The sequence below is a fragment of the Hymenobacter psychrophilus genome, assembly GCF_900107135.1.
In the GTDB taxonomy this organism is placed as follows: Bacteria; Bacteroidota; Bacteroidia; order Cytophagales; family Hymenobacteraceae; genus Hymenobacter; species Hymenobacter psychrophilus.
Map to the genome: position 1 here is coordinate 249,425 of NZ_FNOV01000008.1, position 21,075 is coordinate 270,499.

The window sequence follows — 21,075 nt, forward strand, 5'->3', positions numbered from 1 at the left end:
TTTTCTTGCCTCAACACCCCTATTCATGGTTTCTGCCCCCGCTGCCCCCACCGCCACCCAACTTTCCATACCCGAGCTGTTTGCCCGCCAGCAGGGCCGCGCTGGCGCGCTGCGCCGCGAGGCCGCCAGCAGCCGCGCCGCCCGCCTGCGCCGCCTCGACACTTGGCTGACCGACAACCGGGAAGCCATTCAGGAGGCCTTGTACACCGATTTTCGTAAGCCCGCCGTCGAAACCGACGTCACCGAAATCTGGTCGTCGCAAACCGAAATACGCCACACGCTACGCCACCTGGAAGAGTGGGCTGCGCCGCGCCGGGTAAGCACGCCGCTGGCCCTAGTGGGCAGCCGCGGCTGGGTGCAAGCCGAGCCCAAGGGCGTTACGCTGATTATTGCGCCTTGGAACTACCCGTTTTACCTGGCCATTGATCCGCTGATTTCGGCCCTGGCAGCCGGCAACACGGCCATCATCAAGCCTTCGGAGATGACGCCCGCCGTGGCCGGGCTGCTGGCCCGCATGTGCCGCGAGCTGTTCGATGAGGCCGAGGTAACCGTGGTGCAGGGCGACAAGGACGTGGCCACCGAACTGCTGAAACTGCCTTTCGACCATATTTTCTTCACGGGCAGCCCGCAAGTGGGCAAAATTGTGATGCGCGCCGCTGCCGAGCACCTCACCAGCGTAACGCTGGAGCTGGGTGGCAAGAGCCCGGTTGTAGTCGATGAAACCGCCGACCTGCGCGACGCCGCCGAGAAAATCATCTGGGGTAAGGGCGTAAACGCCGGCCAGACCTGCGTGGCCCCCGATTACGTGCTGGTGCACGAAGCCGTGCGCGACCAGTTGGTAGCCGAGATGCGCGCTGCCACCCAGCGCTTCTACTCGCCCGCCGGCCAGCCCGTCAGCGAGTCTGATTCGTATGCCCGCCTCGTAAACGACCACCACTTCGGGCGCGTAGCCGGCCTGCTCGAAGATGCCCGCGCCCAGGGCACCGAAGTAGCTTTTGGCGGAACCACCGATGCCGGCCAGCGCTTCATCGAGCCCACCGTGCTGCTCGACCCGCCCACCGACAGCCGCATCATGCAGGAGGAAATCTTCGGCCCGCTGCTGCCGGTTCTCACTTTCGGGAGCCTCTCGCAAGCCGTTGATGCCGTGAATTTGCACCCCAAGCCGCTGGCGCTCTACGTCTTCACGCAGGACAAGGAAAACCAGCGCTACCTGCTCCAGAACATTCCGGCCGGCGGGGCCTGCGTGAATGAAACCATTCTGCACTTGGCCCACCCCGAGCTGCCCTTCGGCGGCTTTGGCAACAGCGGCATTGGGCGTTGCCACGGCCACGCCGGTTTCCTGGCTTTCAGCAACGAGAAATCGGTGCTCAAGCAGCGCGTGGGTCTCACCGCCCTCAAACCCCTGTACCCGCCCTACACCGATTCGGTGAAGAAGATGGTAAACCTGCTGCTGCGCTGGCTGTAGCGGTAAAGGAGCGACTCGGTGAATTGGGTGGATTTGCTGTTCGTAAATCCTGGTTGCGCTATTTGCGCCGGGAGGCCTAATGAACGCCAACTCGCTTATTCACCGGGTCGCTCCTTCATTTTTAGTATGCAAGCCGAGTATTTTCCGGGGAAAAATGCCGACCTTTTAGGGCCCGCTTTCCAGCAGGTTTTGCTGTCCAACTTCCCGCCCGCCATGCAGTTCACCGAAGCCCAGCGCGCCACCGTGCGCGCCCTTGCCGATACGTTTATCCCCACGTTGGCCCCGCCCGCCGGTGCCACCGATTCGGCGTACTGGACGCAACGGGGCTCCGAGGGCATTGATCTGGACAAGATGGCCGAGGCGCTGTCGGCGCAGCCGGCCGGGGCGCAGCAGGAGTTTGGGCAGCTGCTGCGGCTACTCGATTCGCCGGCGCTGGGCCTGACGTGGTTTGGGGCGTTGAAGCCGTTTGTCCGGCTCGATGCGGAGCAGCGGGAGAAGCTGCTGCAAAGCTGGGCCAACTCGCAGGTGCCGCAGCTGCGTAAGGGATTTCAGGCGTTGCGGAAGTTGTGCGTGTTTCTCTACTACGGTGGCTCCCGGCCCGAAACGGCCCATTTCGTGTGGGACGCCATCGGCTACGAGGGCCCCCAGGTGCCGGCCGAAACCGTGGCACCCGAACCCGCCGCCGCCCGGCCCCTGCACACGCTGCAGCCTGCGCAGGACACCACGTACGACTGTGATGTGCTGGTGATTGGCAGCGGCGCCGGGGGCGGCGTGGTAGCCGGCGAGCTGGCTGCTGCCGGCCACAAAGTGCTGGTGCTCGAAAAAGGCCCCTACTTCCACGGCACCGAATTTTCGCAGCGCGAAGTGGACATGCTGGGCCAGCTGTACGATGCCCGCGGCACGCTGGGCACCCAGGACGGCGGCGTGGCCCTGCTGGCCGGCTCCTGCCTGGGCGGGGGCACCACCGTGAACTGGGCCGGGGCCTTCCGCACGCCCGACTACGTGCTGCAGGAATGGGCCCGCGAGCATCAGGTGCCGCATTTCACGTCCATGGAGTTCAAGCAGAGCCTTGATGCCGTGAGCCGCACGCTGGGCGTGAACATCGACTACGTGCGCCACAATGGCCAGAACCAGGCCCTGCTCGACGGCTCACGGCAGTTGGGCCAGGAAGTGAAGCTGATTCCGCGCAACGAAAAGCACCCCCCGGCCGACTGCGACGAGCACTTTGCCGGCATGGGCTACAGCTGCTTCGGCGACCGGCACAACGTGAAGCAGGGCACGCTCAACACTTACCTGCAAACCGCTTTCGAGCACGGCGCCCGGCTGCTGTGCGACACCGAAGTAGCGCGCGTAACCGTGGCCCAGGGCCGCGCCACCGGGGCCGAGGCCACTTATACCGGCCCCGATGGCCGGCCGGTGCGCGTAACGGTGCGGGCCAAGCGGGTAGTGGTAGCGGGTGGGGCGGTGCAGACGCCGGCGCTGCTGCTGCGCAGCGGCCTGCGCCACCCGCACCTGGGCCAGCACCTGCACCTGCACCCCACGGTGGTGGTTTCGGGCATTTATCCGCAGCGCATGAACTCCTGGCACGGGCCGATGATGTCGGTGGTGAATGACGGGTTCACGATGCTTGACGGCACCAACTTCGGCGCCAAAATTGAAACTCCGCCTGCCCATCCTGGCCTGATGAGCATGGTGATGCCCTGGCTTTCGGGCCGCCAGCACAAGGAGCTAATGCATGAGGCGGCGCACCTGGGCTCGTTCATCGTGCTCACCCGCGACCGGGACGGCGGCCGGGTTTCCGTTGACAAGCACGGGCAGGCACTCATCGATTACACCCTCAGCGACTTCGACCGCCACAACATGCTGCGCGGAGTGCGGGCAGCGGCCGAAATACAAGTGGCGGCCGGGGCCCGCACGGTGTTGCTGCCCCACGGCTCGCTGCCGCTGCTGCATGCCGAAAACGGCCAGTTGCGCAATCCCGAAGTGCTCGACAACTTGCCCCAGCTCAGCTGGAAAGCCAACCAGTTCGGCCTGTACAGCGCCCACCAGATGAGCACTTGCCGCATGGGCGGCGACCGAGCCACGCACCCGGCCAGCCCCAGTGGTGAGCTGTACGAAGTAAAAAACCTGTTTGTGGCCGATGGCTCGGCCTTTCCGGCCTGTAGCGGTGTCAATCCTATGCTCACCATTATGGCCTTGGCCCACTATACGGCCCAGCAGCTAAAGGCCGGTTGAGTGGTTTGTGGAGAATGTTGTGCTGAGCGGAGCCGGAGGCAAAGTAGAAGAATGACGTTTTCCATTGGCGACTGAAATCAGACCCGGCGGGTCTTTTCGCGTAGGTAGGGATTTTGGTACCTGAATTTCGCTTTTATGACTCTCCGTACTCCTTTCGCATTGGTGCTGGCGGCCGGACTGCTGGGTAGCGCCTGCGCGCGCCGGCCAGCTGGCGCTACCAGCACTGCTGCTCCCACCAAATCGGGTCGCGAGGTGAAGGCTGAAGCCAAGGCGGTAGCTGCTGCGCCGCCCGCCGCCCGCGACCTGACCGATGTATTAACTGAGCAGCTGAGCCTGACCGATGAGCAGCGCAGCAGTGTCCGGCAGATTTTTACCAGCACCCTGAAACAGGCGCAACAGGCCCAGGAGCGTCTTAAAAGCAACCGTCCGGCCCTGCTGGCCGAATTGAAAAGCATCAATGCCAGTTCCGACCGGGAGCTGCAGCAGGTGCTCAGCCCCGAGCAGTACCAACAGCTGAAGGCCAAGCAGAAGCAGGTGCAGGAGCAGATGCGGGCCCGCAAGGCGCAGTAGCCCAAATCGGCCCGATTACGCACCTTTGCCGGCTCGGTTTCCTATAGACCTTCTATGCCCGCTCCCCTCGTTCAAACGCCCGAGACTATTCACCGCATCCGGTTTCAGGACTGCGATATGCTCGGCCACCTCAACAACGCCCGCTACCTCGACTACTTTCTCAATGCCCGCGAAGAGCACGCCCTGCAGCACTACGCCCTCAACCTGGGCCAACTGGCCCAGGAGCTGAGCGCGGGCTGGGTGATTACCAAGCATCACCTGGCTTACCTGCGGCCCGCCCGCCACGCCGAAACGGTGCTAATCCGCACCCAGCTCATCCATTTCGACAACTCGAACCTAGTAGTGGAGATGCAAATGCTACGCGAAGATGGCCTGCAGCTAAAGGCACTGCTGTGGTCGGAAATGACGTTGGTGCGCCTGCCCGGCGGCACCCGCACCGAGCACTCCGAGTCCCTGATGGAGCTGCTCGAACAGCTCGATGTGGAAGATGTGGACTACGACCCCGATGGCTTCGACGACCGGGTGCGCGAGTTGCGCAAGCAGTTCAAAAAGGCCCGCAAAGGCGAGGACGAGTAGCCGGCCCGGGCGCCCCGATGCCAAAATCCTGCTCAACCCCCGGCCATTTTCGCCGTTAGAGAAGAACCGAAGGCGCCCGGCGCTTTCGGTTCTTTTATTCCTCTACCCTAAACCTGATTTACGATGAGCATTTTTGGAAGCGACGCCCTGAAGGGTAAAAAAATAGCCATTATCGCCACCGATGGTTTCGAGCAGTCGGAACTCGACAAGCCCAAGAAGTACCTCGAAGATGAGGGCGCCGAAACCCACGTCATCTCGCTGAAAAGCGGCTCGATTAAGGGCTGGGACGAGAAAGACTGGGGCAGCAAAGTAGATGTAGACAAGGTAATCGGCGACGTGAAAGTAGCCGACTACGATGCCTTGGTACTGCCCGGCGGCCAGATGAACCCCGACGTGCTGCGTACCGAAGCGGCAGTTGTAAGCTTCATTGGCGAGTTTGTGCGCTCGGGCAAGCCCGTGGCGGCCATCTGCCACGGCCCCTGGACGCTGATTGAGGCCGACGTGGTGCGCGGCAAGAACCTGACCAGCTGGCCCAGCCTCAAAACCGACATCAAAAACGCCGGTGGTCACTGGACTGATGAAACGGTGGTGGTCGATGGCAACCTCATCACCAGCCGTAACCCCCAGGATATTCCCAACTTCAACGAGAAGATCAAGGAAGCCCTGGTAGGGAAAAAATAAAGCGTTCAGTTGACTCCCAGTCATCCTGACGAAAGATGGACCTTATTCCACTAAAGCGAACCGTTAGTACGGCCTTTTTAGTGGGATAAGGTCCTTCCTTCGTCAGGATGATAGCCAACTCACCTACTTCATTGTACCAGCTGCGCCGCGAACTGGTGGTAGGCGAAATAGAAAGTCAAGTCGAAGCAAAGCAGAAAACCGCCCTGCAGCCACAGCGAACGGGCATAGCCGTGCAGGCGCTCGGGCCGCTCGGCGGCAGGAGCCCGGCGGTGCAGCCAGAGGCCGATGAGCACGTAGCCCACGTCAAGCGCCGCATTGATGAGCAACAGGTGCTCAAAGCTTTGTTGGGCCGCCAGGCTATCGGCTAGCGAGAGGCCGGCCACGCCCTGGGGTTGCGCCCGCAAAATGCCCCATACGGCCAGCAGCGTGTTCACCATGTTCCAAGCCACGTTCATGAAATGGAAGTGATGAGCTGCAGTGCGTGCATCGGTGCGCGACACATGGTAGCCGCTGATAACCAGGTTGAGCAATGCCCAGACTCCGAGCAGGCCCATGCCGTGCTCGGCCATCAACTCGCGGGCCTGGTTGATAGCGGGTAAATCGGTAGCGAAAATCGGCATATAATAAAGGCGGGAAAACGCAAAAAAGGAAGCCCGGGGGCTTCCTTTTTGTTTGTGGGTGTAGCGGCAGCTTAGCGGTTGAAGCCGATGCCGACGTAAACCTGGAAAGCCCCGTTCTTGATGTCGGAAATAGCGCGGTTGCCGGTCTTGGCCAAGTCCTGGTCTTTAATGATTTCGTTGAAGCCAGCCACGTAGCGACCCCCAACGCGGGCCGGACCGATGCGGGCTTCCAGGCCGGCCGCCAGGCCGTAGTCGAGGCTGTTGTAGGCGTAGTTGTTGTTGGCGTCTTTGGCAAGCTTGCGCTCAACCCCGTTCTCGCGCACCTTGGTCAGCAGCGAAACCTGGGGGCCCACATGCACGCTCACGTTGTCGAGGAAGTTGTATACCAGCAGCACCGGCACCTGAATGTAGTCGAGGCGGGTGTTGTAGGCGCCGTTTACCAGCTGGCCCTGCGAGTTGGGCAGGCCGTTGTTGCCGGCAAAGCCCTGGCGGCTGTAGAGCAGTTCGGGCTGAACGGAAAACTTGTCGCTGAACCCATATTGGGTGTAGATGCCGGCGTGGAAGGTGTTATAGATGCCTTCGTCGGAGTAATTTTTCTTATCGTCGCCGCGGAAGTTAGACGCCGTGAAACCGCCCTTGATGCCGAAGCCGGTGTTGCGCGAGTCGGTGCCACCGGAGGCAGAAGGATAATCGGTAGAGGAGCGGACACCGGTAGGGCCGGTGGTTTGAGCCAGGGCCGGTACGCTTAGCAAGGTGGCCGCCAGCAACAGAGGGGAGGTAAGGTTTTTCATGAGAAGAGGATTCAGAAACAGAAGAAAAGGGGAGAACGGGTCTGCATAGCGCCCGGCTACCGTAGTAGTAGCCCTATACTGCCTGATGCGGCGAAGGTTACACTGCCCCGGCCAGCCGGGCCCGAATTTTATACCTGCGGTGGCTGGGTTTCCCCGGCCCTTACCCTATCTTTGGATCTTTACGGCGGCCGCAAGGCTAGCCTTAATGGGGTGTTAGCTCAGTTGGTTCAGAGCACTACCTCGACAAGGTAGGGGTCATCGGTTCGAGCCCGATACGCCCCACAGCAACCGTCTCAACACAAAAATAACCGCCCTTATCCGGCGGTTATTTTTGTGTTGAGACGGTATCGGAAGCAACCAGCGGCCGGGCAGCCCACAGCCCTCCTGCGCCATTTTATCCATCTCCCGCATGCTCTCCATTGCCTGGCACCCCGTGTATGCCCATCCGCTGCCGGCCAGCCACCGCTTCCCAATGCTCAAGTACGAGCTGCTGCCCGAGCAACTGCTGCGTGAGGGAACGGTGCCGGAAGCGGCCTTTTTCACCTCTCAGCCGCCGCCCGAAGCCGACGTGCTGCGCGTACACGCGGCCGATTATTTCCGCCGCCTGCAGGCCGGCGAGCTGAGCCGGCACGAGGAGCGGGCCACCGGCTTTCCGTGGAGCCCCGAGCTGATCAACCGCGAAACCACCATTCTGGGCGGCACGTTGGAGTGCGCCCGCCGGGCGGTGGCCAGCGGCGGGGTAGCGCTCAACATTGCCGGCGGTACCCACCACGCTTTCCGCGACCGGGGCGAAGGGTTCTGCCTGCTCAACGACCAGGCTGCCGCCGCCATGTATCTGCTGGACCATCCTGAGCTGGGCGTGCGCCGCGTGCTTATCATCGACCTTGATGTGCACCAGGGCAACGGCACGGCCGCCATGCTGGCCCACGAGCCGCGCGCGTTCACGCTCAGTGTGCACGGCGCCCGCAACTATCCGCACCGCAAGGAGCAGTCCGACCTCGACCTGCCCCTGCCCGATGGCACCGACGACGCCACTTACCTGACGCTGCTGCGCGAAACCTTACCCCGCCTATTGAATGAGCACCAGCCCGATTTTGTGTTCTACCTGGCCGGGGTAGATGTGCTGGCCACCGATAAGCTGGGCTACCTGGGCCTGAGCCGCGAAGGGTGCCGCCAGCGCGACGCCTACGTGCTTGGCCTCTGCCACCAGCACGGCTTGCCGGTGGTGGTGTGCATGGGCGGGGGCTACTCGCCCAATATTATCGACATCGTTGAGGCCCACGCCAATACGTTTAGGGTAGCGGCTGATTTGTGGAGCTGATTATTGGGCTTAGTTGGTTGTGCATGGTGCCCGCGCCGTTCAATCGTTTCATTCAAAACGACCTAAGTACTATGCACAACCAGCTAAGCCCTAATAATCAGCTGCCACCTGAAAGCCCAGCGCCAGCGTAGTGTATAGTTGATGATGCCTGCCCGGGCCAGTAGCGCTTCCAGCTCGGGGCGCGTGAAGGCGCGGGCCACCGACAGCGGCGCATCGTGCTGCACGAGCCGCGAGCCGCCCAGTAGCCGCGTGAGCCAGCGGATGCTGTGGTAGGCCAGCGGGTGGCGGTGCAAATCGTTGACGATAACGGCCAGGCCGGCCTGCCGGTGCCACTGGGCCAGCATCTGCACCAGCTGCTCATCGGAAAAGTGGTGGCAAAACAAACTGGCTGTTAGAACATCAAAGGGCTGGCGGGCGAAGTCGGGCGCGAAAATATCGGCCTGTTGGAAGCTGATTTCGGGGTAAGCCTGGGCTTTGGCCGCGGCATAATCCAGCATAAAGGCGTTGGCATCAATCCCGACCAACTCGACGGGCACCCGGCGGCGGCGGGCCCAACGGGCAATCTGGCGGAGCGTGTCGCCGCCGCCACTTCCCAAATCGGCCACGCGCAGGGGCCGGCCAGCCGGAAAATAGGGCCGCAGGCGTTCCAGCGCGTCGAGTACCGGGGCGTAGCCACCGAGCCAGGTGTTCACGGTTTCCAGCTCGTCGAGGTTCTGCCGCAGCTCGTCCGATGCCAGCGTCAGGTCGTCCATCAGCTCCTCCTGCTCCGAGCGGGCGCGCAAGTTGGCCATGTGTGCAGCTATTGGCTTTCAGCTTTTAGCTGTTAGCGTATGTTGGGTGAATCAGGTAGATGGAATAAAACTGGCAGCCGGGCCGGAAACGATACCAATAGCGCTTACGAGGCCAGGACTACAGCCTGGGGCTGCCGCATTCCGTTCTCCACTTCCATTGCTACCTCCTCGCGCATATTTTCTGAAGCCACCGTCAGCAGCATGGCTTCCAGGGTGAGGCCGGGGCCGAAAGCGAAACTGAGTACGGGTGCGCCGTTGTCGGCCGCCGTCAGCTCGCTCAGCAGCCGGGCCAGCACAAACAGCACCGTCGCCGACGACATGTTGCCGTACTCGCGCAACACGGAGTAGGCATAGCGGTTGTCGTGGGCGCTCAGGCCCAGCGCCTGCTCAATAGACTCCAATATTTTGCGGCCACCGGGGTGGATGGCAAAGGCCCGGATGTCAGCCAGCTCGACCGGCAAATCGGCCAACAGGCGCTGCGTCAGCTGCCCGATGCCGTCCTGAATCATGCGCGGCACATACGACGAAAGCGTCATTTCGAAGCCGAAGTCGTTGATGTGCCAGGCCATATCGGCGTGGCCGTCGGGCTCCAGGTCGCAGTGAAAGGCCGTGAGGGCCAGGCTGGGCCGGTGCGCGGCCGGAGTGCCCTGCACCAGCACAGCCGCCGCGCCGTCGCCAAACAGCGCGTTCGATACCAGGTGGTCGTCTTCGGTGCTTTTCTGGAAATGCAGCGTGCATAACTCCACGCATACCACCAGTACCCGCGCCTGGGGCGTGGCTTTGCAGAAAGCATCGGCCAGCTTCAGCCCGTTTACGGCTGCGTAGCAACCCATAAAGTTCACGCAGGTACGCTGCACATGGCCCGGCAGGCCCAGCGCGCCCACCAGCTCAATATCGAGCCCCGGGGCGTACATGCCGGTGCAACTCACCGTAATCAGATGAGTAACCGAGCTCAGTTCCACCTCCGGCAGCTGCTCCAGGCAGGCCTGCACGGCCTGCACGGCCAGCGGCAGCGCAAAGCGGCGGTACTCGGCCATGCGCCGGCCTACCGTCGGAAATGGATTCAGGCCGGGCGTGTTCGGGAAAAACTCAAACTCCCCGTTCACCCGCGCATAATCGGGCAGCACGGAGTAGCGGTGGCCGATGCCCGACACGCGGTACAGGGCCTGCAACTTGCGGGTGTCACGCTCGCCGAGCTGCAAGGCGGCGGCCATGAAGTCGGCAATTTGCGTTTGTGGAATGCGGTGGGGCGGGTTGGCGGTGCCAATGGCACACAAATAACTACTCATCGGGACAGTTTACGTAAAAATCGGGCCGCTTAGGTTACAGATTTATGGGAGTTATGCACAACCCCTAAAATTCCGTGCCATGTGTACGCCGCATCAGGGCGCGCACTGCTCCGGGCCAGCGGCGTAAGCCGCGCACTGTCAGCTCACTGAGCAGCGGCTGGCCAAACAGGCGCTGCACGGCCCGGCCTACCTGCAGCCGCTGCCCGAAGTGGGTTTGCCAGGCGGCAGTGTAGGCGGCTTCCAGTTGCGGGCGGTTCAGGCGGCCGCGCAGGAAGGCGTGGGTGTGGGTGGCGGCCAGGTGCGCGCCGTGGATGGCCATGGCCATGCCGTTGCCGCAGAGCGGCGTAATAAGGCCGGCCGCATCGCCGGCCAGCAGGGCGTGGCGCTCCAGGCAGCTTTTGGGGGCGAAGGAAATTTCGTTGATAACCTCGGGCTGCGGATACAGCACTTCGGCCGTTTCCAGAATGTGGCGCAGGCGGGGGTTGCGGGCCAGCACGTTGGCCTCCATGGCCGGAATGGTGCCGTGGGCCTTTAGGTTGCGGCGGGTGGTGAGGTAGCAGAAGCAGAACTTATCTTCTTCAATGGCCGAAATGCCCGCGTAGCCGTCGGCAAAGTTGTGTAGCGCAATCAGGTCGCGCGGCATGGTGGGGTAACGCAGGTGGTACTTCACACCCAAATAAGGCGAGCGTTGGGTGAAAAAGGGTCGGTTCAATTGCCTGTCCAACGCGCTGCGCTTGCCATAGGTACCAATAACCACCCGGGCCGGCAGGCGGCGGCCATCGGCCAGCACTACGGCATGGGTGTTGGTGGCCGCATCAAACTCCACATCGGCCACGGTGGCGTGCAGCACGGTAACGCCCGCGGCCAGTACTTTATGGTAAAGAAACTCGTCGAGCACGTAGCGGCTGATGCCGAAGCCGCCCAAGTCGAGCGGGGCATCGAGCACCTCACCGGCCGGCGAGCTAACCTGGAACCGCCCGATACGGGCCGGCGCCAGCGCGGCCGGGTCGGCGCCCAGGCGGCGCAGGTAGGGCAGCACCTCGTTCGACACGTACTCGCCGCACACCCGATGAAACGGGTACTGCCGCCGCTCGACCAGCGTAACGGCGTGGCCCCGCTGCCCCAGGTCGAGGGCCGCGCACAAGCCGCCTAGTCCGCCGCCAATAATGATAACGTCCAACTTATTTTTTGGCCTAAAGAGGTGAAAGAAAATGGATAGCAAATCTATTCATCGACGATACGTACTATTTAGTGGCTTTACCGGAATGAGCTAGTATTTTTGTCAACCTAAATTTCCTGCCGGCCGTTTAGTACTAGTCTGCCCGATACTGTTGCGGGCCTACCTCATCATTGCGCTATATGCTTGCACTCCTACGTATTTTTCTGCTGACTTTGTTGGCTACTGTGGCGCTACCAGGCCGTTGGGCTCCAGCCCAGGCCCAGCCACCGGGCAAAACTGCCGCCACAACCGAGGAAAAGGGGCTAACGATATTTCCCAACCCCAGCACCGGCATCGTACACATCAACATCAATGGCTTCGAAGGTCGACGGCTGGAACTCCGCGTACTCAACGTTATCGGTACGGTTATGTACCGCGAGTCGCTCACCGAGCTTCGGGAGCGGTACACCCGAACCCTCGACCTAAGCAAGTTCGCCAATGGCTTGTATTATGTGAAGCTGGAGGCCGATAATGCCAGCGAAATGCGCAAGCTTGTAATTCGTTAGCGTTCTGATTTTAGCAGCTTAATTGCCGCCTACCAGATAGAAAAAAGGCCTCTGCTGTAGCAGAGGCCTTTTTTGCGCGAAATATCGAGGCAAAGGCTACTCGCCCGTGCGCACGGGTACAGGTTGCGGCTGGAACATGGATTTGAGGTTGTCAATGGTATCAAAAGCCAGCAGGGCAGTGGCAAGGGCAATGCCCAGGAAAATCAGAAAGGCAGTCATAAAAAAAGAGAAATGAAGGAATAATTCGGCTTGCTGCCCCGACCAGCGCCCGAAGGGCCGCCCGGTGGCGTTGCCGCACACTTACCTAACCACAAACACACGGCTTGGGTTGCAGTATAATTATGTGCTTGAGCTTAAGAGGTAAAATGGGGGCTGGCTAACGGCCAGCGTTATCCCGGAAACTCTTCGCGCAGCTGTTCCACTACCTCTTCGACCGTCACGCTGACCTGCTCGACGAGTCGGGCCAGTCGGGGCCAGTCGGGTGGGGCAGCGCCTGCAGCCACTGCTTCCAAGTCGCGAAGTACGGGGCGCAGGCTGAAAAGCTGCAGACCGTCGGTAGAGCTTTTCAGGAAGTGGGCCGCTTTCGCTAATTCCGGTGCTTGCCGCAACCGTAGGTGCTGTTCCAGGCGCACCACGGCGGGGGGGGTGGTTTCAACAAACAGCAGGGCCAGCCGCCGCACAAAGCCATCGTCGTTGCCCGACATACGGCGTAGCATAGTCAGGTCGTAGAGGGGGGGCTGGCCAGCCGGTAGCTGGGCAACCTGTTGGGCAGGTGGGGGGGCTACCGGCTCGGCAACAGCAGACAACGGGGCGCTGGCTGGAGTAGAAGCAGGGCGTAGTAGGCGAATCAACAAGTCAAACAGGGCCTGCTCGCGGAAAGGCTTGGCCAGGTAGGCGTCGAGGCCGGCGGCGCGGTAGCGCTCGGCATCACCGGGCATGGCGTGGGCCGTGAGGGCCACTACGGGCGTGGCGGCCCGGTCGGGGCTGGGGTGCTGGCGCAGCAGCCGGGTAGTGGCCACGCCATCGAGCCCCGGCATCTGAATGTCCATGAGCACTACCGCGTAGAGGTTCTGGCGAAACAGCGCCAGCGCCTCGGCCCCCGACGAAGCCGTATCGACGACGACTTCCCAGCCGCGCAGCATGGTTTGCATCAGGAGCTGATTTACGGGGTTGTCTTCGGCCAGCAGCACCCGGTAGCCGCGCAACCGCTGGAAATCGGGGGGCGGAGCCGGTAGCGCGGCCGGCGCCGCCGGGGCCGGGGCCAGCGTCAGCGTGAAGCGAAACGTGCTGCCCCGGCCCGGTTCGCTGTCGGCTACCAATTGGCCACCCAGCAGCTCTACCAAGCCCCGCGAGATGCTTAGTCCCAGGCCCGAGCCGCCAAACTCGCGGGCCGTACTGGCCGAGGCCTGGGTGAAGGGCTCGAACAGCTCACGCAACTGCGCGGGCGCAATGCCAATGCCCGTATCGAGCACCGAAAACCGATACTGCGGTGCGGGGGCCAGGGGATTAAGGCACTCGTAGGTGAGCAGCACTTCGCCCTTAGGGGTGAATTTTACGGCGTTGCCAAGCAGGTTGAGCAGCACCTGCCGGAGCCGGTGGGGGTCGCCGAGTACGCGGGCCGGGCCGGCGGCCGGCGGCAGTTGCAGGCGCAGGCTGATGCCCTTGGCCGTGGCCGTGGGCAACAGGGCCTGGCAGCTGCCCCGCAATACATGGTCGAGCTCGAAAGGCATGGATTCGAGCCGCATCCGGCCCGCGCCTAGCTGGGCCATATCGAGTACATCGTTGATGAGCACCAGTAGGTTATCGGCCGAGTCCTGCGCGTGGGCCAGCAGCTGCCGCTGCTCGGCGGCGAGCGAGGTTTTAGCCAGCAACCCGGTCAGCCCCACAATACCGTTGAGCGGGGTCCGGATTTCGTGGCTCATATTGGTGAGGAAGTTCTGGCGGACCTGCGCGTTTTGCTCGGCGGTTTCCTTGGCCTGTTCCAGCGCCTGCTGCGTGTGCTTGAGCTCGGTAATGTCGTTATCGACTCCCAGCACCTGTACCGTGCCATCGGTCAGCACGAAAGGGCGCTTAACCGTGCGAAACCAGCGTTGGTTGCCTTGGCCATCAGTAAGAGGAGACTCCTCATCAATCTCCTGGCCCGAGCGCAATACCTGCTCGTCTTGGCGGCGGTACTGGGCCATACTTGGAAACCGGGCCTCCAGCTCAGGCAGCGCGGCCCGCAACAGCTCCTCGTGCGAGAGGTCGTAGAAGCGGGCGGTAGCCTCGTTGGCCAGCACGTAGTTCCCCTGGCTGTCCTTGAGGTAAATCAGGTTGGGTACGGTGTCAATTATCTGCCGGAACAGGCGGTTCTGCTCGGCCAGGCGGCGGTTGGCCGAGCGGCGCTGCTCGTCAGTTATCTTCCAGCGGGTAATATCCTCGGCAATACTTAGCACCTGCGTTACGCGGCCCTGCGCATCGCGGGCGAAGGGCGCGCTGGTCAGCCGAAGCCAGCGCGTAGCGCCGGTGCGGTGGTGCATTATGTATTCGAACGATTCCAGCTGGCCATCGGACAGCGCCACTATATTGGCATAATGCCGGTGCAACTCGGCAACCTCCGCTTTGGGCATTAGTACCTCCAGTACGCGCGACCCCAACGCCCGCAGTTCGGCTACCGGGTAACCCAGCCGGGCTTCAACAAAGCGGTTGCAGTACTGCAGGCTGCTGGAGGGCAGGTCGAAAACAAATATAAAGCTTGGTAGCTCGTCGTAGAGGCGGGTAGCGGCCGCGGCCTGCTCGGTGGCAGTGGCCAACTGCTGGCGCAGGCTGTCGAGCTGCTGGCGGGCCTGCCGCAGCTGGCGGGCCTGCTGCCGAAACCTAATGGAATCCATGATAGAGGAACTAGATGGCTTTCAGTTTATTGCTGAATGTCCTTTACGCTAGTCAGCCAGCCTTGCCGATACGCGGATAAGATAAAATAAAGAGCTGCATATATTTGGTTCGCTCAGCGAACCTGCACTTCCTGGTGCTGAATCATGCGGTAAATAGTTGACTTGCCGATTTGTAGCTTGGCCGCTACATGCAGAATATTGCCTTCGTAGCGGTCGAGGTAATGCTGCACGATGGCCGTCGTCTGGGCCCTCAGCGACTCATCGGCTGGCGGGGCTCCGGTAAGGGCAGTAGCGGCGACGGGGTGGGGGCTGCGCAAGGGCAGATCGGCCGCCGCAATGGTGCCATTTTCGGCCAGTACGGCCGCCAGCTCCACCAGTGCCTTAAGCTCGCGCACGTTGCCCGGAAACGAGTACCGCAGCAGCTTCTGCTCAGCTTCTTCGGACAGGCTGCAGGCCGCCAAGCTGTTTTGCTGGCAGAACTCGTGCAAAAAGCCCTCGGCCAGCAGTAGCACATCGTTGCCTCGATCACGCAGCGGGGGCAGCTCGATGGGCAGGCCCAGCAGCCGGTAGTACAGGTCTTCCCGAAACCGCCCTTCCTGTACCTCGCGGGCCAGGTCGCGGTGCGTGGCCACCATCAGGCGGGCATCAAAGGCAATAGAGCCAGTGCCGCCCACCCGGCATACCTCGCGCTCCTGCAGCACCCGTAGCAGCTTGGCCTGCAGGCTTAAATCCAGCTCGGCTACCTCATCCAGAAACAGGGTGCCGCGGTGTGCTTCTTCGAAACGGCCTATGCGCCGGGCTACCGCGCCGGTAAAGGCTCCTTTTTCGTGGCCAAACAGCTCGCTTTCCAGCAGCTCGCGCGGAATAGCGGCCACGTTCACGGCCACGAAAGCCGCTTCGCGCCGGTCGGAACCGTAGTGAATGGCCTTAGCTACCAGCTCTTTGCCAGTACCGGTTTCGCCTACAATAGATACCGTAATGTTGGTGCGGGCGGCCTTATCGATGAGCGTAAACAACTGGCCCATGGCCGGGCTTTTGCCCCGGATGGCCCGCCGCGCATCGTACTTCTGGCCAATTTGCTTACGCAATTGGGTGTTTTCACGGCGCAGGGCCAGTTGCTGCACAATGTTGCCTACTGTATGCCACAGCCGGTCGGCAGTTTCCTCGTCTTTTACCAGGTATTCATAGGCTCCCTGCTGGAGCAGGCCAACTGCCGTGCGGATATCCTCCTGCGCCGAAATAACAATTACGGCTACTTCCGGCAGGCGCTCCTTCAGCCGTCGCAGCACCTCATCGCCCCGGCCGTCGGGCAGGGTGTAGTCGAGCGTAATAATGTCGGGCGGTTCGCTGAGGTTGTCGAGGCAGGATTGGGCCGTAGCAAAGCGCCGGACGGTGTAATCGGGGTTTTGAGTCAGCTTGTACTCCAATAGCTCGGCATACCAGGCATTGTCTTCGACAATGAAAATAGAAATAGCGGTCGAACTCATGTGAAGGGGGAAAGGATAGATTCTCTTGGGGCCACACGGTTGCAAGTTCCAGTGGGGGCATTAGAAGAGTTCTATTCCTGAGAAAGTTGTTTTCAGAAAGAAGAGGCAGAGCAGTTAATCCTGCGAGTATAAGCGGGAATAATGGGCTTACCAAAAAATTCCCATTGCGGATAAAAATTCCCATATTGGGATAATAAATATAATTTACAATATCCTTAATATATTGATAGTCAGGGGTAAAAGAGTGATAAGGAGAGCTGGCTAGGTAATTGGCATGGGTGGGTAGCCTGCATACGCATGGCTGTCAATTCATTACTAGTTGCTTATGTCTGCTCTCTACTCATTCGGCACCTGGCGCGGCATTCGCCCGCTGATGCTGCTGGCCGCGCTTCTGCTCGCGGCCCAAACCATTCTGGCGGCCAGTGAACCCATCTACTCGTCTGGTGGGGCCAGTGGTACCGGTTTTACGCGCAGTTGCACCACGGTCGGTGGTGTTATTGAAGTTTGCTCGGGCAACGTTTCAAACATTGAGCAGGCGGCGGATGGGAAATTCGGTACGGCGGCTACCGTGAACATACCGCTAGGCTTGCTTGGCGAAGTGAAACTGCGAATTAATTTGGCCAAGGAAGCACCCAAGAACTACCGCGCCGGCGTGCTGGTCCGCCGCAAAGGCGCCCTGCTAGGATTAGTGGGGGCGAGCGTAGCGGGAGGTATTCGGATAAATACTTTTCTCAAGTCGGTGCGCCAGGAGTCGGTGCCGGTAAGCAGCCAGGTGTTGCAGGCCACGCTGGGCCAGAGTAGCGACGCCGTGCGGCTCGAATTTGTTGCCTCCAAGCCCTTCGACCAGGTTGAACTGGAAATTAGCTCGGTGCTGGCGCTTGGCTATAGCCTCGACGTATTCTACGCCTACGCCATCGATGCCAACGTAATCGAAAAAACGGATGGCTATGCTTCGCGCTTTGATAGTCCTACTACGGCCAACTACAGCACAACGGTAAAGGATGACAATGGAATAACGGTCTGCGTAAACAGCGGGGTGAGTAATCCGGAATTTGCCGTTGATCAGGACCTGACCAACTTTGCCACCTTCGATACTTTTGTCGGCGTAAGCTGCCCCAACACCCTGCAAACGCAGCTTGAGGGCCAGGCCCCGGCCGGTTATGAGGCGGGCTTCGTGCTGGGCTCGGGGGGGCTGCTCGATGTGAGCGTACTCGACAAACTACGCGTTACAACGTATCAGGGAAGCGTGAAGCAGGAGCAGGCCAGTGGCCGCGGCCTGTTGCAGCTGCAGGTACTGCCGAACGGCCAGTCCGTCGTGCGGTTTACGACCACCGCGCCCTTCGATCGGGTAGAGCTACAGCGCACCAGCGTAGTGGACCTGCTCAACAATCTGCGGGTGTACTACGGCTTCGGGGTAACGCCCAGCACGTTCCGCGACCAGCAGCCCCGGCTGTCGGCCTTCGATAACCCCGATCCAAATTTTCAGGTGGGTGGTACCGCTGCCCTCATCAGCAATGCCCGGTTGGCCGCCGATAAGAACCTGACCGGTAATTTTGCCACCGTGAGCAGCCTGTTGAGCGTGGCGACCAACCCGCGGCTGAAGCTGCGCCTCGACGCCCCTGGCAAAGCCGGCAACTTGGCCGGCGTACGGCTGGGCCTGGGCACCGGCTTGGCGGATGTTGGCGTGCTGGCCAACATCCGCATCAGAACCTATAGCGGAGCCGATGGCGGCACGCTGGTGGAAACTGCTGCGGACGGCAGCCTGCTCAATCTGGAGGTACTGGCCGATGGGCAGTTTGAGGTTGCATTCCTGACTACTCAGGACTTTGATTGGGTGGAAGTAGAGTTTGCCACAGGCCTAGACCTGCTGAGCAACTCGCGCATATTTTTCGCCTTTGCCGAAGACCGGCCTACGGGCTTCCCCTCCGTTATTGTGGTGCCCACCAATCCGCTGCCCGTGCAACTGACGGCATTCGGGGCCCGCGCCAACGGCTTGGCCGTGGAGGTAAGCTGGGCAACGGCTACGGAAGTCAACAGTAGCTATTTCGAGGTGCAGCGTTCAGCTGAGGCGGGTCGGGGCTTTGTGGCTGTAGGCCGGCAACAGGCTGCTGGCAGCAGCAGCGGCAACCGGTCGTATGCCTTCACCGATGCCGCGGCGGCCCAGCTGCCGGCTGGTCTCCTCTATTATCGCCTGCGCCAGGTCGACCTTGATGGTACCGAAACCTACTCGGCAGTGGCCGCAGTAACGCGCCGAGGTGGGGCCGGGCAACTGGTGTTCTACCCTAACCCGGCTTCAGGGGGCAGCCAGCTGCGCATCGGGGGCCTGCCAGCGCTGCCTGAGGGAGGATATCAGCTGTTGCTCTACTCTATGCAGGGGGCGTTGGTAAGCCAGCAACCATTACGCGGCGTAGCATCAGCGGCCGAAGTGGTACTTCCCAATCTGGGAGCAGGCATGTACCAAGCCGTGGTGCAGGATGCCGCCGGACGCCCGGTAGGCCGACAGCGGTTGGTGCTGACGCAAAACCGTTAAGCCGGCAGGCCCTGTTTGTTGGGCCTACGCGCAAGATTTATTCGTGGTGTTCTATTAAGGTGCTTTATGGCTATGTAAGCTGGAAAGCCCCGCTGGTTGCAGGCCGGCGGGGCTTTCTGCGTAGCTGGGAGCAGCCGGGATGAAGGGCCGCAGACCGGATGGTAACGTTACCGTAACCTCTGGCCCCGAACGAATGGTCACCTTTGCGGCATCATTCATCCGCTACCTTTTTTAGTCTTACTGCATGTCGCGTACCCTTTCCCGCGTACTGGGCTTGGCCCTGCTCACCAGCCTGGCGGTTTCCTGCTCCAAAGAAAACGTGGAACCCGCCGGCCCTGGTACTACCACGCAGGCAGCCGATAGCACTACCGCCACCCGCGACAACAACCTGGCCCTAGGCAACCCCAGCGGCGCGCAGGCCGACTCCAAATTTTACTGGAATTACCTTATCAGCAAGCCCCAATTCAGCATGTCGTACCACCGCGACCGGGGTACGCCCAACTGGGTGAGCTGGCACCTGAGCAGCGCTTGGCTGGGCAGCACTCCCCGCCAGGATAACTTCGCTTCCGATAATTCGCTGCCCACTGGTTGGTACCGCGTTAGCAGCAGCAGCTACTCGGGCTCGGGTTTCGACCGCGGCCACAACTGCCCCTCCGCCGACCGCACCGGCTCGGTGGCCGACAACTCGGCTACCTTCCTGATGGATAACATGATACCCCAGGCGCCCAACAACAACCAGCGCACCTGGGCTGGCCTCGAAAACTACTGCCGCACCCTCGTAAACGCGGGCAACGAACTCTACATCATTGCCGGCAGCTACGGCAAGGGCGGTACCGGCTCGGCCGGCTACGCCACTACGCTCGACCAGGGCCGCGTAACTGTGCCCGCCCGCTGCTGGAAAGTAGTGGTAGTACTGCCCGTAGGCTCCAACGATGCGGCCCGTGTTACCACTAGCACCCGCATTATCGCCCTCGACACGCCCAATGATAACAGCATAAGCACCACCTGGGGCAGCTACCGCACCAGCGTCGATGCTATTGAGCAGGCTACTGGCTACAACCTGCTCTCGGCCGTATCGGCCAGTGTTCAGAGCACTGTAGAAGCCCGCGTAGACAGCGGCCCCACCAACTAAGTACTGGTTAGGCCACGGGTTCTGCCGGGAAGTGCGTCCACCACTTCTGCGCGTAAGCGTCCAGTCGGGCAGGCATAAAAAAGGAGGCTGCGTTGTAACGTAGCCTCCTTTTTTATGCCTGCTCCGTTGGGGCGGCTATTGCGCGCTATGTTGTTCGCCGCCTACACCAACGTGGTCTTCGGCGGGCTGACTGTTCATAAAGGAGCGAAACGACATGGCTACCTCGCTGGCCAGCGAGTTGGCCTGGGCACCCAGGCGGCGGTCGTTGTGGGTTTTGGCGTTGTTGCGGCTGGCCTGCAGTTCGGTCTGGTACTGGTCCAGTGGTACCATCTGAGTAGGCAACTTGGGGTCAGGCACGACCTCAAAGGAGCTGACGTGGTAGGTGTAGCCGTTATCGTTGGCCTGAAAGCGGAAGGTAAACAACACTGTCATGTTCTGATCCTTGCCGCGGTCATCCACCGGCTTCAGCGTGCCGGAGCCCATCACCCGGATAGTTGATTTGGATGGGTCAGACACGAGGCCGGTGGTCGGTGTGTAGTTGAACTTGTGCTGAGTCCAGTCGAGGGCGCGGGCGTAAAGGGCGTCGTGGCCGGCGCCTTCCACTACTACCTGCTCCGTATAATCGACCCGCTCTGGCGCTTGAGCGTGGGTCGCTATGGGCAGCGTTAGAAAGCTCGCCAGCAAAAAAGGAAGTAGTACTTTATTCATAGCAGTCAGCAGAAAAGAAAGAATAAAAGTCTCAAAAGCAGGGATTTAGCAAATATAGGGCGTAAATTCAATTCAGCAATAAACAGTACTATTGTAATTATGTTAAGATTCTCGATTTACTATTAACTCGCTGACTAAGCGTGGGGATAGGGTAACGCCGAAACTAAAGCTACTGCGCATAAGCTTCCCTAGAGTGTGTGGACAGTCATGTTTAAATTTGCGGGATGCGACGCCACGAACTTACTGAGCGTGAATGGGAACTGATTCAGCCGCACACACTTGGG

At 61.1% G+C, this 21,075-nt stretch carries 18 protein-coding genes and 1 tRNA gene; 10 read left to right on the forward strand and 9 right to left on the reverse strand.

What is annotated here, in order from left to right; genetic code table 11:
• Nucleotides 1-25 precede the first annotated feature (25 nt).
• The 5 genes from BLW21_RS13835 to BLW21_RS13855 all read left to right on the forward strand — a co-directional run bounded on the left by BLW21_RS13835 (nucleotide 26) and on the right by BLW21_RS13855 (nucleotide 5,527).
• Nucleotides 26-1,465 (forward strand): aldehyde dehydrogenase family protein, encoded by a 1,440-nt coding sequence (locus BLW21_RS13835; protein WP_092741018.1) that lies wholly within the window; start codon nucleotides 26-28, stop codon nucleotides 1,463-1,465.
• Between the two features lie 189 nt (nucleotides 1,466-1,654).
• Nucleotides 1,655-3,700: an FAD-dependent oxidoreductase gene (locus BLW21_RS13840; RefSeq protein WP_175470972.1), complete on the forward strand. Its 2,046-nt coding sequence runs from the start codon at nucleotides 1,655-1,657 to the stop codon at nucleotides 3,698-3,700.
• A 135-nt stretch (nucleotides 3,701-3,835) separates the two neighbouring features.
• The gene (locus BLW21_RS13845) at nucleotides 3,836-4,270 is read left to right on the forward strand and encodes a death domain-containing protein (RefSeq protein WP_139255213.1); all 435 of its coding nucleotides are present in this window, start codon (nucleotides 3,836-3,838) and stop codon (nucleotides 4,268-4,270) included.
• A 54-nt stretch (nucleotides 4,271-4,324) separates the two neighbouring features.
• Nucleotides 4,325-4,846 carry an acyl-CoA thioesterase gene (locus BLW21_RS13850; protein ID WP_092741024.1) on the forward strand — a complete coding sequence of 174 codons (522 nt, stop codon included), beginning with the start codon at nucleotides 4,325-4,327 and terminating at the stop codon, nucleotides 4,844-4,846.
• A 123-nt stretch (nucleotides 4,847-4,969) separates the two neighbouring features.
• Nucleotides 4,970-5,527, forward strand: a complete 558-nt coding sequence (locus BLW21_RS13855; protein WP_092741026.1) for a type 1 glutamine amidotransferase domain-containing protein — start codon at nucleotides 4,970-4,972, stop codon at nucleotides 5,525-5,527.
• 128 nt (nucleotides 5,528-5,655) lie between these two features.
• Here BLW21_RS13855 and BLW21_RS13860 read toward each other — a convergent pair whose 3' ends face one another.
• The gene (locus BLW21_RS13860; RefSeq protein ID WP_092741028.1) at nucleotides 5,656-6,147 is read right to left on the reverse strand and encodes a DUF6992 family protein; all 492 of its coding nucleotides are present in this window, start codon (nucleotides 6,145-6,147) and stop codon (nucleotides 5,656-5,658) included.
• Between the two features lie 71 nt (nucleotides 6,148-6,218).
• Entirely contained in the window at nucleotides 6,219-6,938 is a 720-nt protein-coding gene (locus BLW21_RS13865) for a porin family protein (protein ID WP_092741030.1), read from the reverse strand.
• A 207-nt stretch (nucleotides 6,939-7,145) separates the two neighbouring features.
• On the opposite strand from BLW21_RS13865, the gene BLW21_RS13870 reads away from it, so the two are divergent.
• Together BLW21_RS13870 and BLW21_RS13875 are read left to right on the forward strand one after the other, a co-directional pair.
• A tRNA-Val gene (locus BLW21_RS13870) sits at nucleotides 7,146-7,220 on the forward strand.
• Between the two features lie 127 nt (nucleotides 7,221-7,347).
• Nucleotides 7,348-8,259, forward strand: a complete 912-nt coding sequence (locus tag BLW21_RS13875) for a histone deacetylase family protein (protein ID WP_092741032.1) — start codon at nucleotides 7,348-7,350, stop codon at nucleotides 8,257-8,259.
• 83 nt (nucleotides 8,260-8,342) lie between these two features.
• On the opposite strand, the gene BLW21_RS13880 is transcribed toward BLW21_RS13875, so the two are convergent.
• From BLW21_RS13880 to BLW21_RS13890, 3 genes are all read right to left on the reverse strand, one after another.
• Nucleotides 8,343-9,050 (reverse strand): methyltransferase domain-containing protein, encoded by a 708-nt coding sequence (locus BLW21_RS13880; protein WP_092741034.1) that lies wholly within the window; start codon nucleotides 9,048-9,050, stop codon nucleotides 8,343-8,345.
• 104 nt (nucleotides 9,051-9,154) lie between these two features.
• Nucleotides 9,155-10,339: a type III polyketide synthase gene (locus BLW21_RS13885; RefSeq protein ID WP_245711900.1), complete on the reverse strand. Its 1,185-nt coding sequence runs from the start codon at nucleotides 10,337-10,339 to the stop codon at nucleotides 9,155-9,157.
• A gap of 64 nt (nucleotides 10,340-10,403) precedes the next feature.
• Nucleotides 10,404-11,519: an NAD(P)/FAD-dependent oxidoreductase gene (locus BLW21_RS13890; protein ID WP_092741036.1), complete on the reverse strand. Its 1,116-nt coding sequence runs from the start codon at nucleotides 11,517-11,519 to the stop codon at nucleotides 10,404-10,406.
• Nucleotides 11,520-11,698: 179 nt separating this feature from the next.
• Between BLW21_RS13890 and BLW21_RS13895 the strand changes: the two genes are divergently transcribed.
• The gene (locus BLW21_RS13895) at nucleotides 11,699-12,064 is read left to right on the forward strand and encodes a T9SS type A sorting domain-containing protein (protein WP_139255214.1); all 366 of its coding nucleotides are present in this window, start codon (nucleotides 11,699-11,701) and stop codon (nucleotides 12,062-12,064) included.
• 96 nt (nucleotides 12,065-12,160) lie between these two features.
• On the opposite strand, the gene BLW21_RS21965 is transcribed toward BLW21_RS13895, so the two are convergent.
• From BLW21_RS21965 to BLW21_RS13905, 3 genes are all read right to left on the reverse strand, one after another.
• Entirely contained in the window at nucleotides 12,161-12,283 is a 123-nt protein-coding gene (locus BLW21_RS21965) for a hypothetical protein (RefSeq protein ID WP_262490447.1), read from the reverse strand.
• A gap of 170 nt (nucleotides 12,284-12,453) precedes the next feature.
• Nucleotides 12,454-14,934, reverse strand: coding sequence for a PAS domain-containing hybrid sensor histidine kinase/response regulator (locus BLW21_RS13900; RefSeq protein WP_092741040.1), 2,481 nt, complete (start codon nucleotides 14,932-14,934; stop codon nucleotides 12,454-12,456).
• Between the two features lie 113 nt (nucleotides 14,935-15,047).
• Complete coding sequence (locus BLW21_RS13905) at nucleotides 15,048-16,421, reverse strand: sigma-54-dependent transcriptional regulator (protein WP_092741042.1); 1,374 nt, start codon at nucleotides 16,419-16,421, stop codon at nucleotides 15,048-15,050.
• Nucleotides 16,422-16,746: 325 nt separating this feature from the next.
• Here BLW21_RS13905 and BLW21_RS13910 point away from each other — a divergent pair, with 325 nt between their 5' ends.
• Both BLW21_RS13910 and BLW21_RS13915 read left to right on the forward strand, forming a co-directional pair.
• Nucleotides 16,747-18,951, forward strand: a complete 2,205-nt coding sequence (locus BLW21_RS13910; RefSeq protein WP_092741044.1) for a T9SS type A sorting domain-containing protein — start codon at nucleotides 16,747-16,749, stop codon at nucleotides 18,949-18,951.
• 244 nt (nucleotides 18,952-19,195) lie between these two features.
• Nucleotides 19,196-20,083 (forward strand): DNA/RNA non-specific endonuclease, encoded by an 888-nt coding sequence (locus tag BLW21_RS13915; RefSeq protein WP_092741046.1) that lies wholly within the window; start codon nucleotides 19,196-19,198, stop codon nucleotides 20,081-20,083.
• 135 nt (nucleotides 20,084-20,218) lie between these two features.
• Here BLW21_RS13915 and BLW21_RS13920 read toward each other — a convergent pair whose 3' ends face one another.
• Nucleotides 20,219-20,791, reverse strand: a complete 573-nt coding sequence (locus BLW21_RS13920) for a DUF4468 domain-containing protein (RefSeq protein ID WP_092741048.1) — start codon at nucleotides 20,789-20,791, stop codon at nucleotides 20,219-20,221.
• Nucleotides 20,792-21,075: the final 284 nt, after the last annotated feature.

What these genes read in the sequence shown, in the direction of transcription:
- BLW21_RS13835 (WP_092741018.1), top strand. Translation starts at nt 26, where the DNA reads ATGGTTTCTGCCCCCGCTGCCCCCACCGCCACCCAACTTTCCATACCC.
- BLW21_RS13845 (WP_139255213.1), top strand. Translation starts at nt 3,836, where the DNA reads ATGACTCTCCGTACTCCTTTCGCATTGGTGCTGGCGGCCGGACTGCTG.
- BLW21_RS13850 (WP_092741024.1), top strand. Translation starts at nt 4,325, where the DNA reads ATGCCCGCTCCCCTCGTTCAAACGCCCGAGACTATTCACCGCATCCGG.
- BLW21_RS13855 (WP_092741026.1), top strand. Translation starts at nt 4,970, where the DNA reads ATGAGCATTTTTGGAAGCGACGCCCTGAAGGGTAAAAAAATAGCCATT.
- BLW21_RS13860 (WP_092741028.1), bottom strand. Translation starts at nt 6,147, where the DNA reads ATGCCGATTTTCGCTACCGATTTACCCGCTATCAACCAGGCCCGCGAG.
- BLW21_RS13865 (WP_092741030.1), bottom strand. Translation starts at nt 6,938, where the DNA reads ATGAAAAACCTTACCTCCCCTCTGTTGCTGGCGGCCACCTTGCTAAGC.
- BLW21_RS13875 (WP_092741032.1), top strand. Translation starts at nt 7,348, where the DNA reads ATGCTCTCCATTGCCTGGCACCCCGTGTATGCCCATCCGCTGCCGGCC.
- BLW21_RS13880 (WP_092741034.1), bottom strand. Translation starts at nt 9,050, where the DNA reads ATGGCCAACTTGCGCGCCCGCTCGGAGCAGGAGGAGCTGATGGACGAC.
- BLW21_RS13885 (WP_245711900.1), bottom strand. Translation starts at nt 10,339, where the DNA reads ATGAGTAGTTATTTGTGTGCCATTGGCACCGCCAACCCGCCCCACCGC.
- BLW21_RS13895 (WP_139255214.1), top strand. Translation starts at nt 11,699, where the DNA reads ATGCTTGCACTCCTACGTATTTTTCTGCTGACTTTGTTGGCTACTGTG.
- BLW21_RS21965 (WP_262490447.1), bottom strand. Translation starts at nt 12,283, where the DNA reads ATGACTGCCTTTCTGATTTTCCTGGGCATTGCCCTTGCCACTGCCCTG.
- BLW21_RS13900 (WP_092741040.1), bottom strand. Translation starts at nt 14,934, where the DNA reads ATGGATTCCATTAGGTTTCGGCAGCAGGCCCGCCAGCTGCGGCAGGCC.
- BLW21_RS13905 (WP_092741042.1), bottom strand. Translation starts at nt 16,421, where the DNA reads ATGAGTTCGACCGCTATTTCTATTTTCATTGTCGAAGACAATGCCTGG.
- BLW21_RS13910 (WP_092741044.1), top strand. Translation starts at nt 16,747, where the DNA reads ATGTCTGCTCTCTACTCATTCGGCACCTGGCGCGGCATTCGCCCGCTG.
- BLW21_RS13915 (WP_092741046.1), top strand. Translation starts at nt 19,196, where the DNA reads ATGTCGCGTACCCTTTCCCGCGTACTGGGCTTGGCCCTGCTCACCAGC.
- BLW21_RS13920 (WP_092741048.1), bottom strand. Translation starts at nt 20,791, where the DNA reads ATGAATAAAGTACTACTTCCTTTTTTGCTGGCGAGCTTTCTAACGCTG.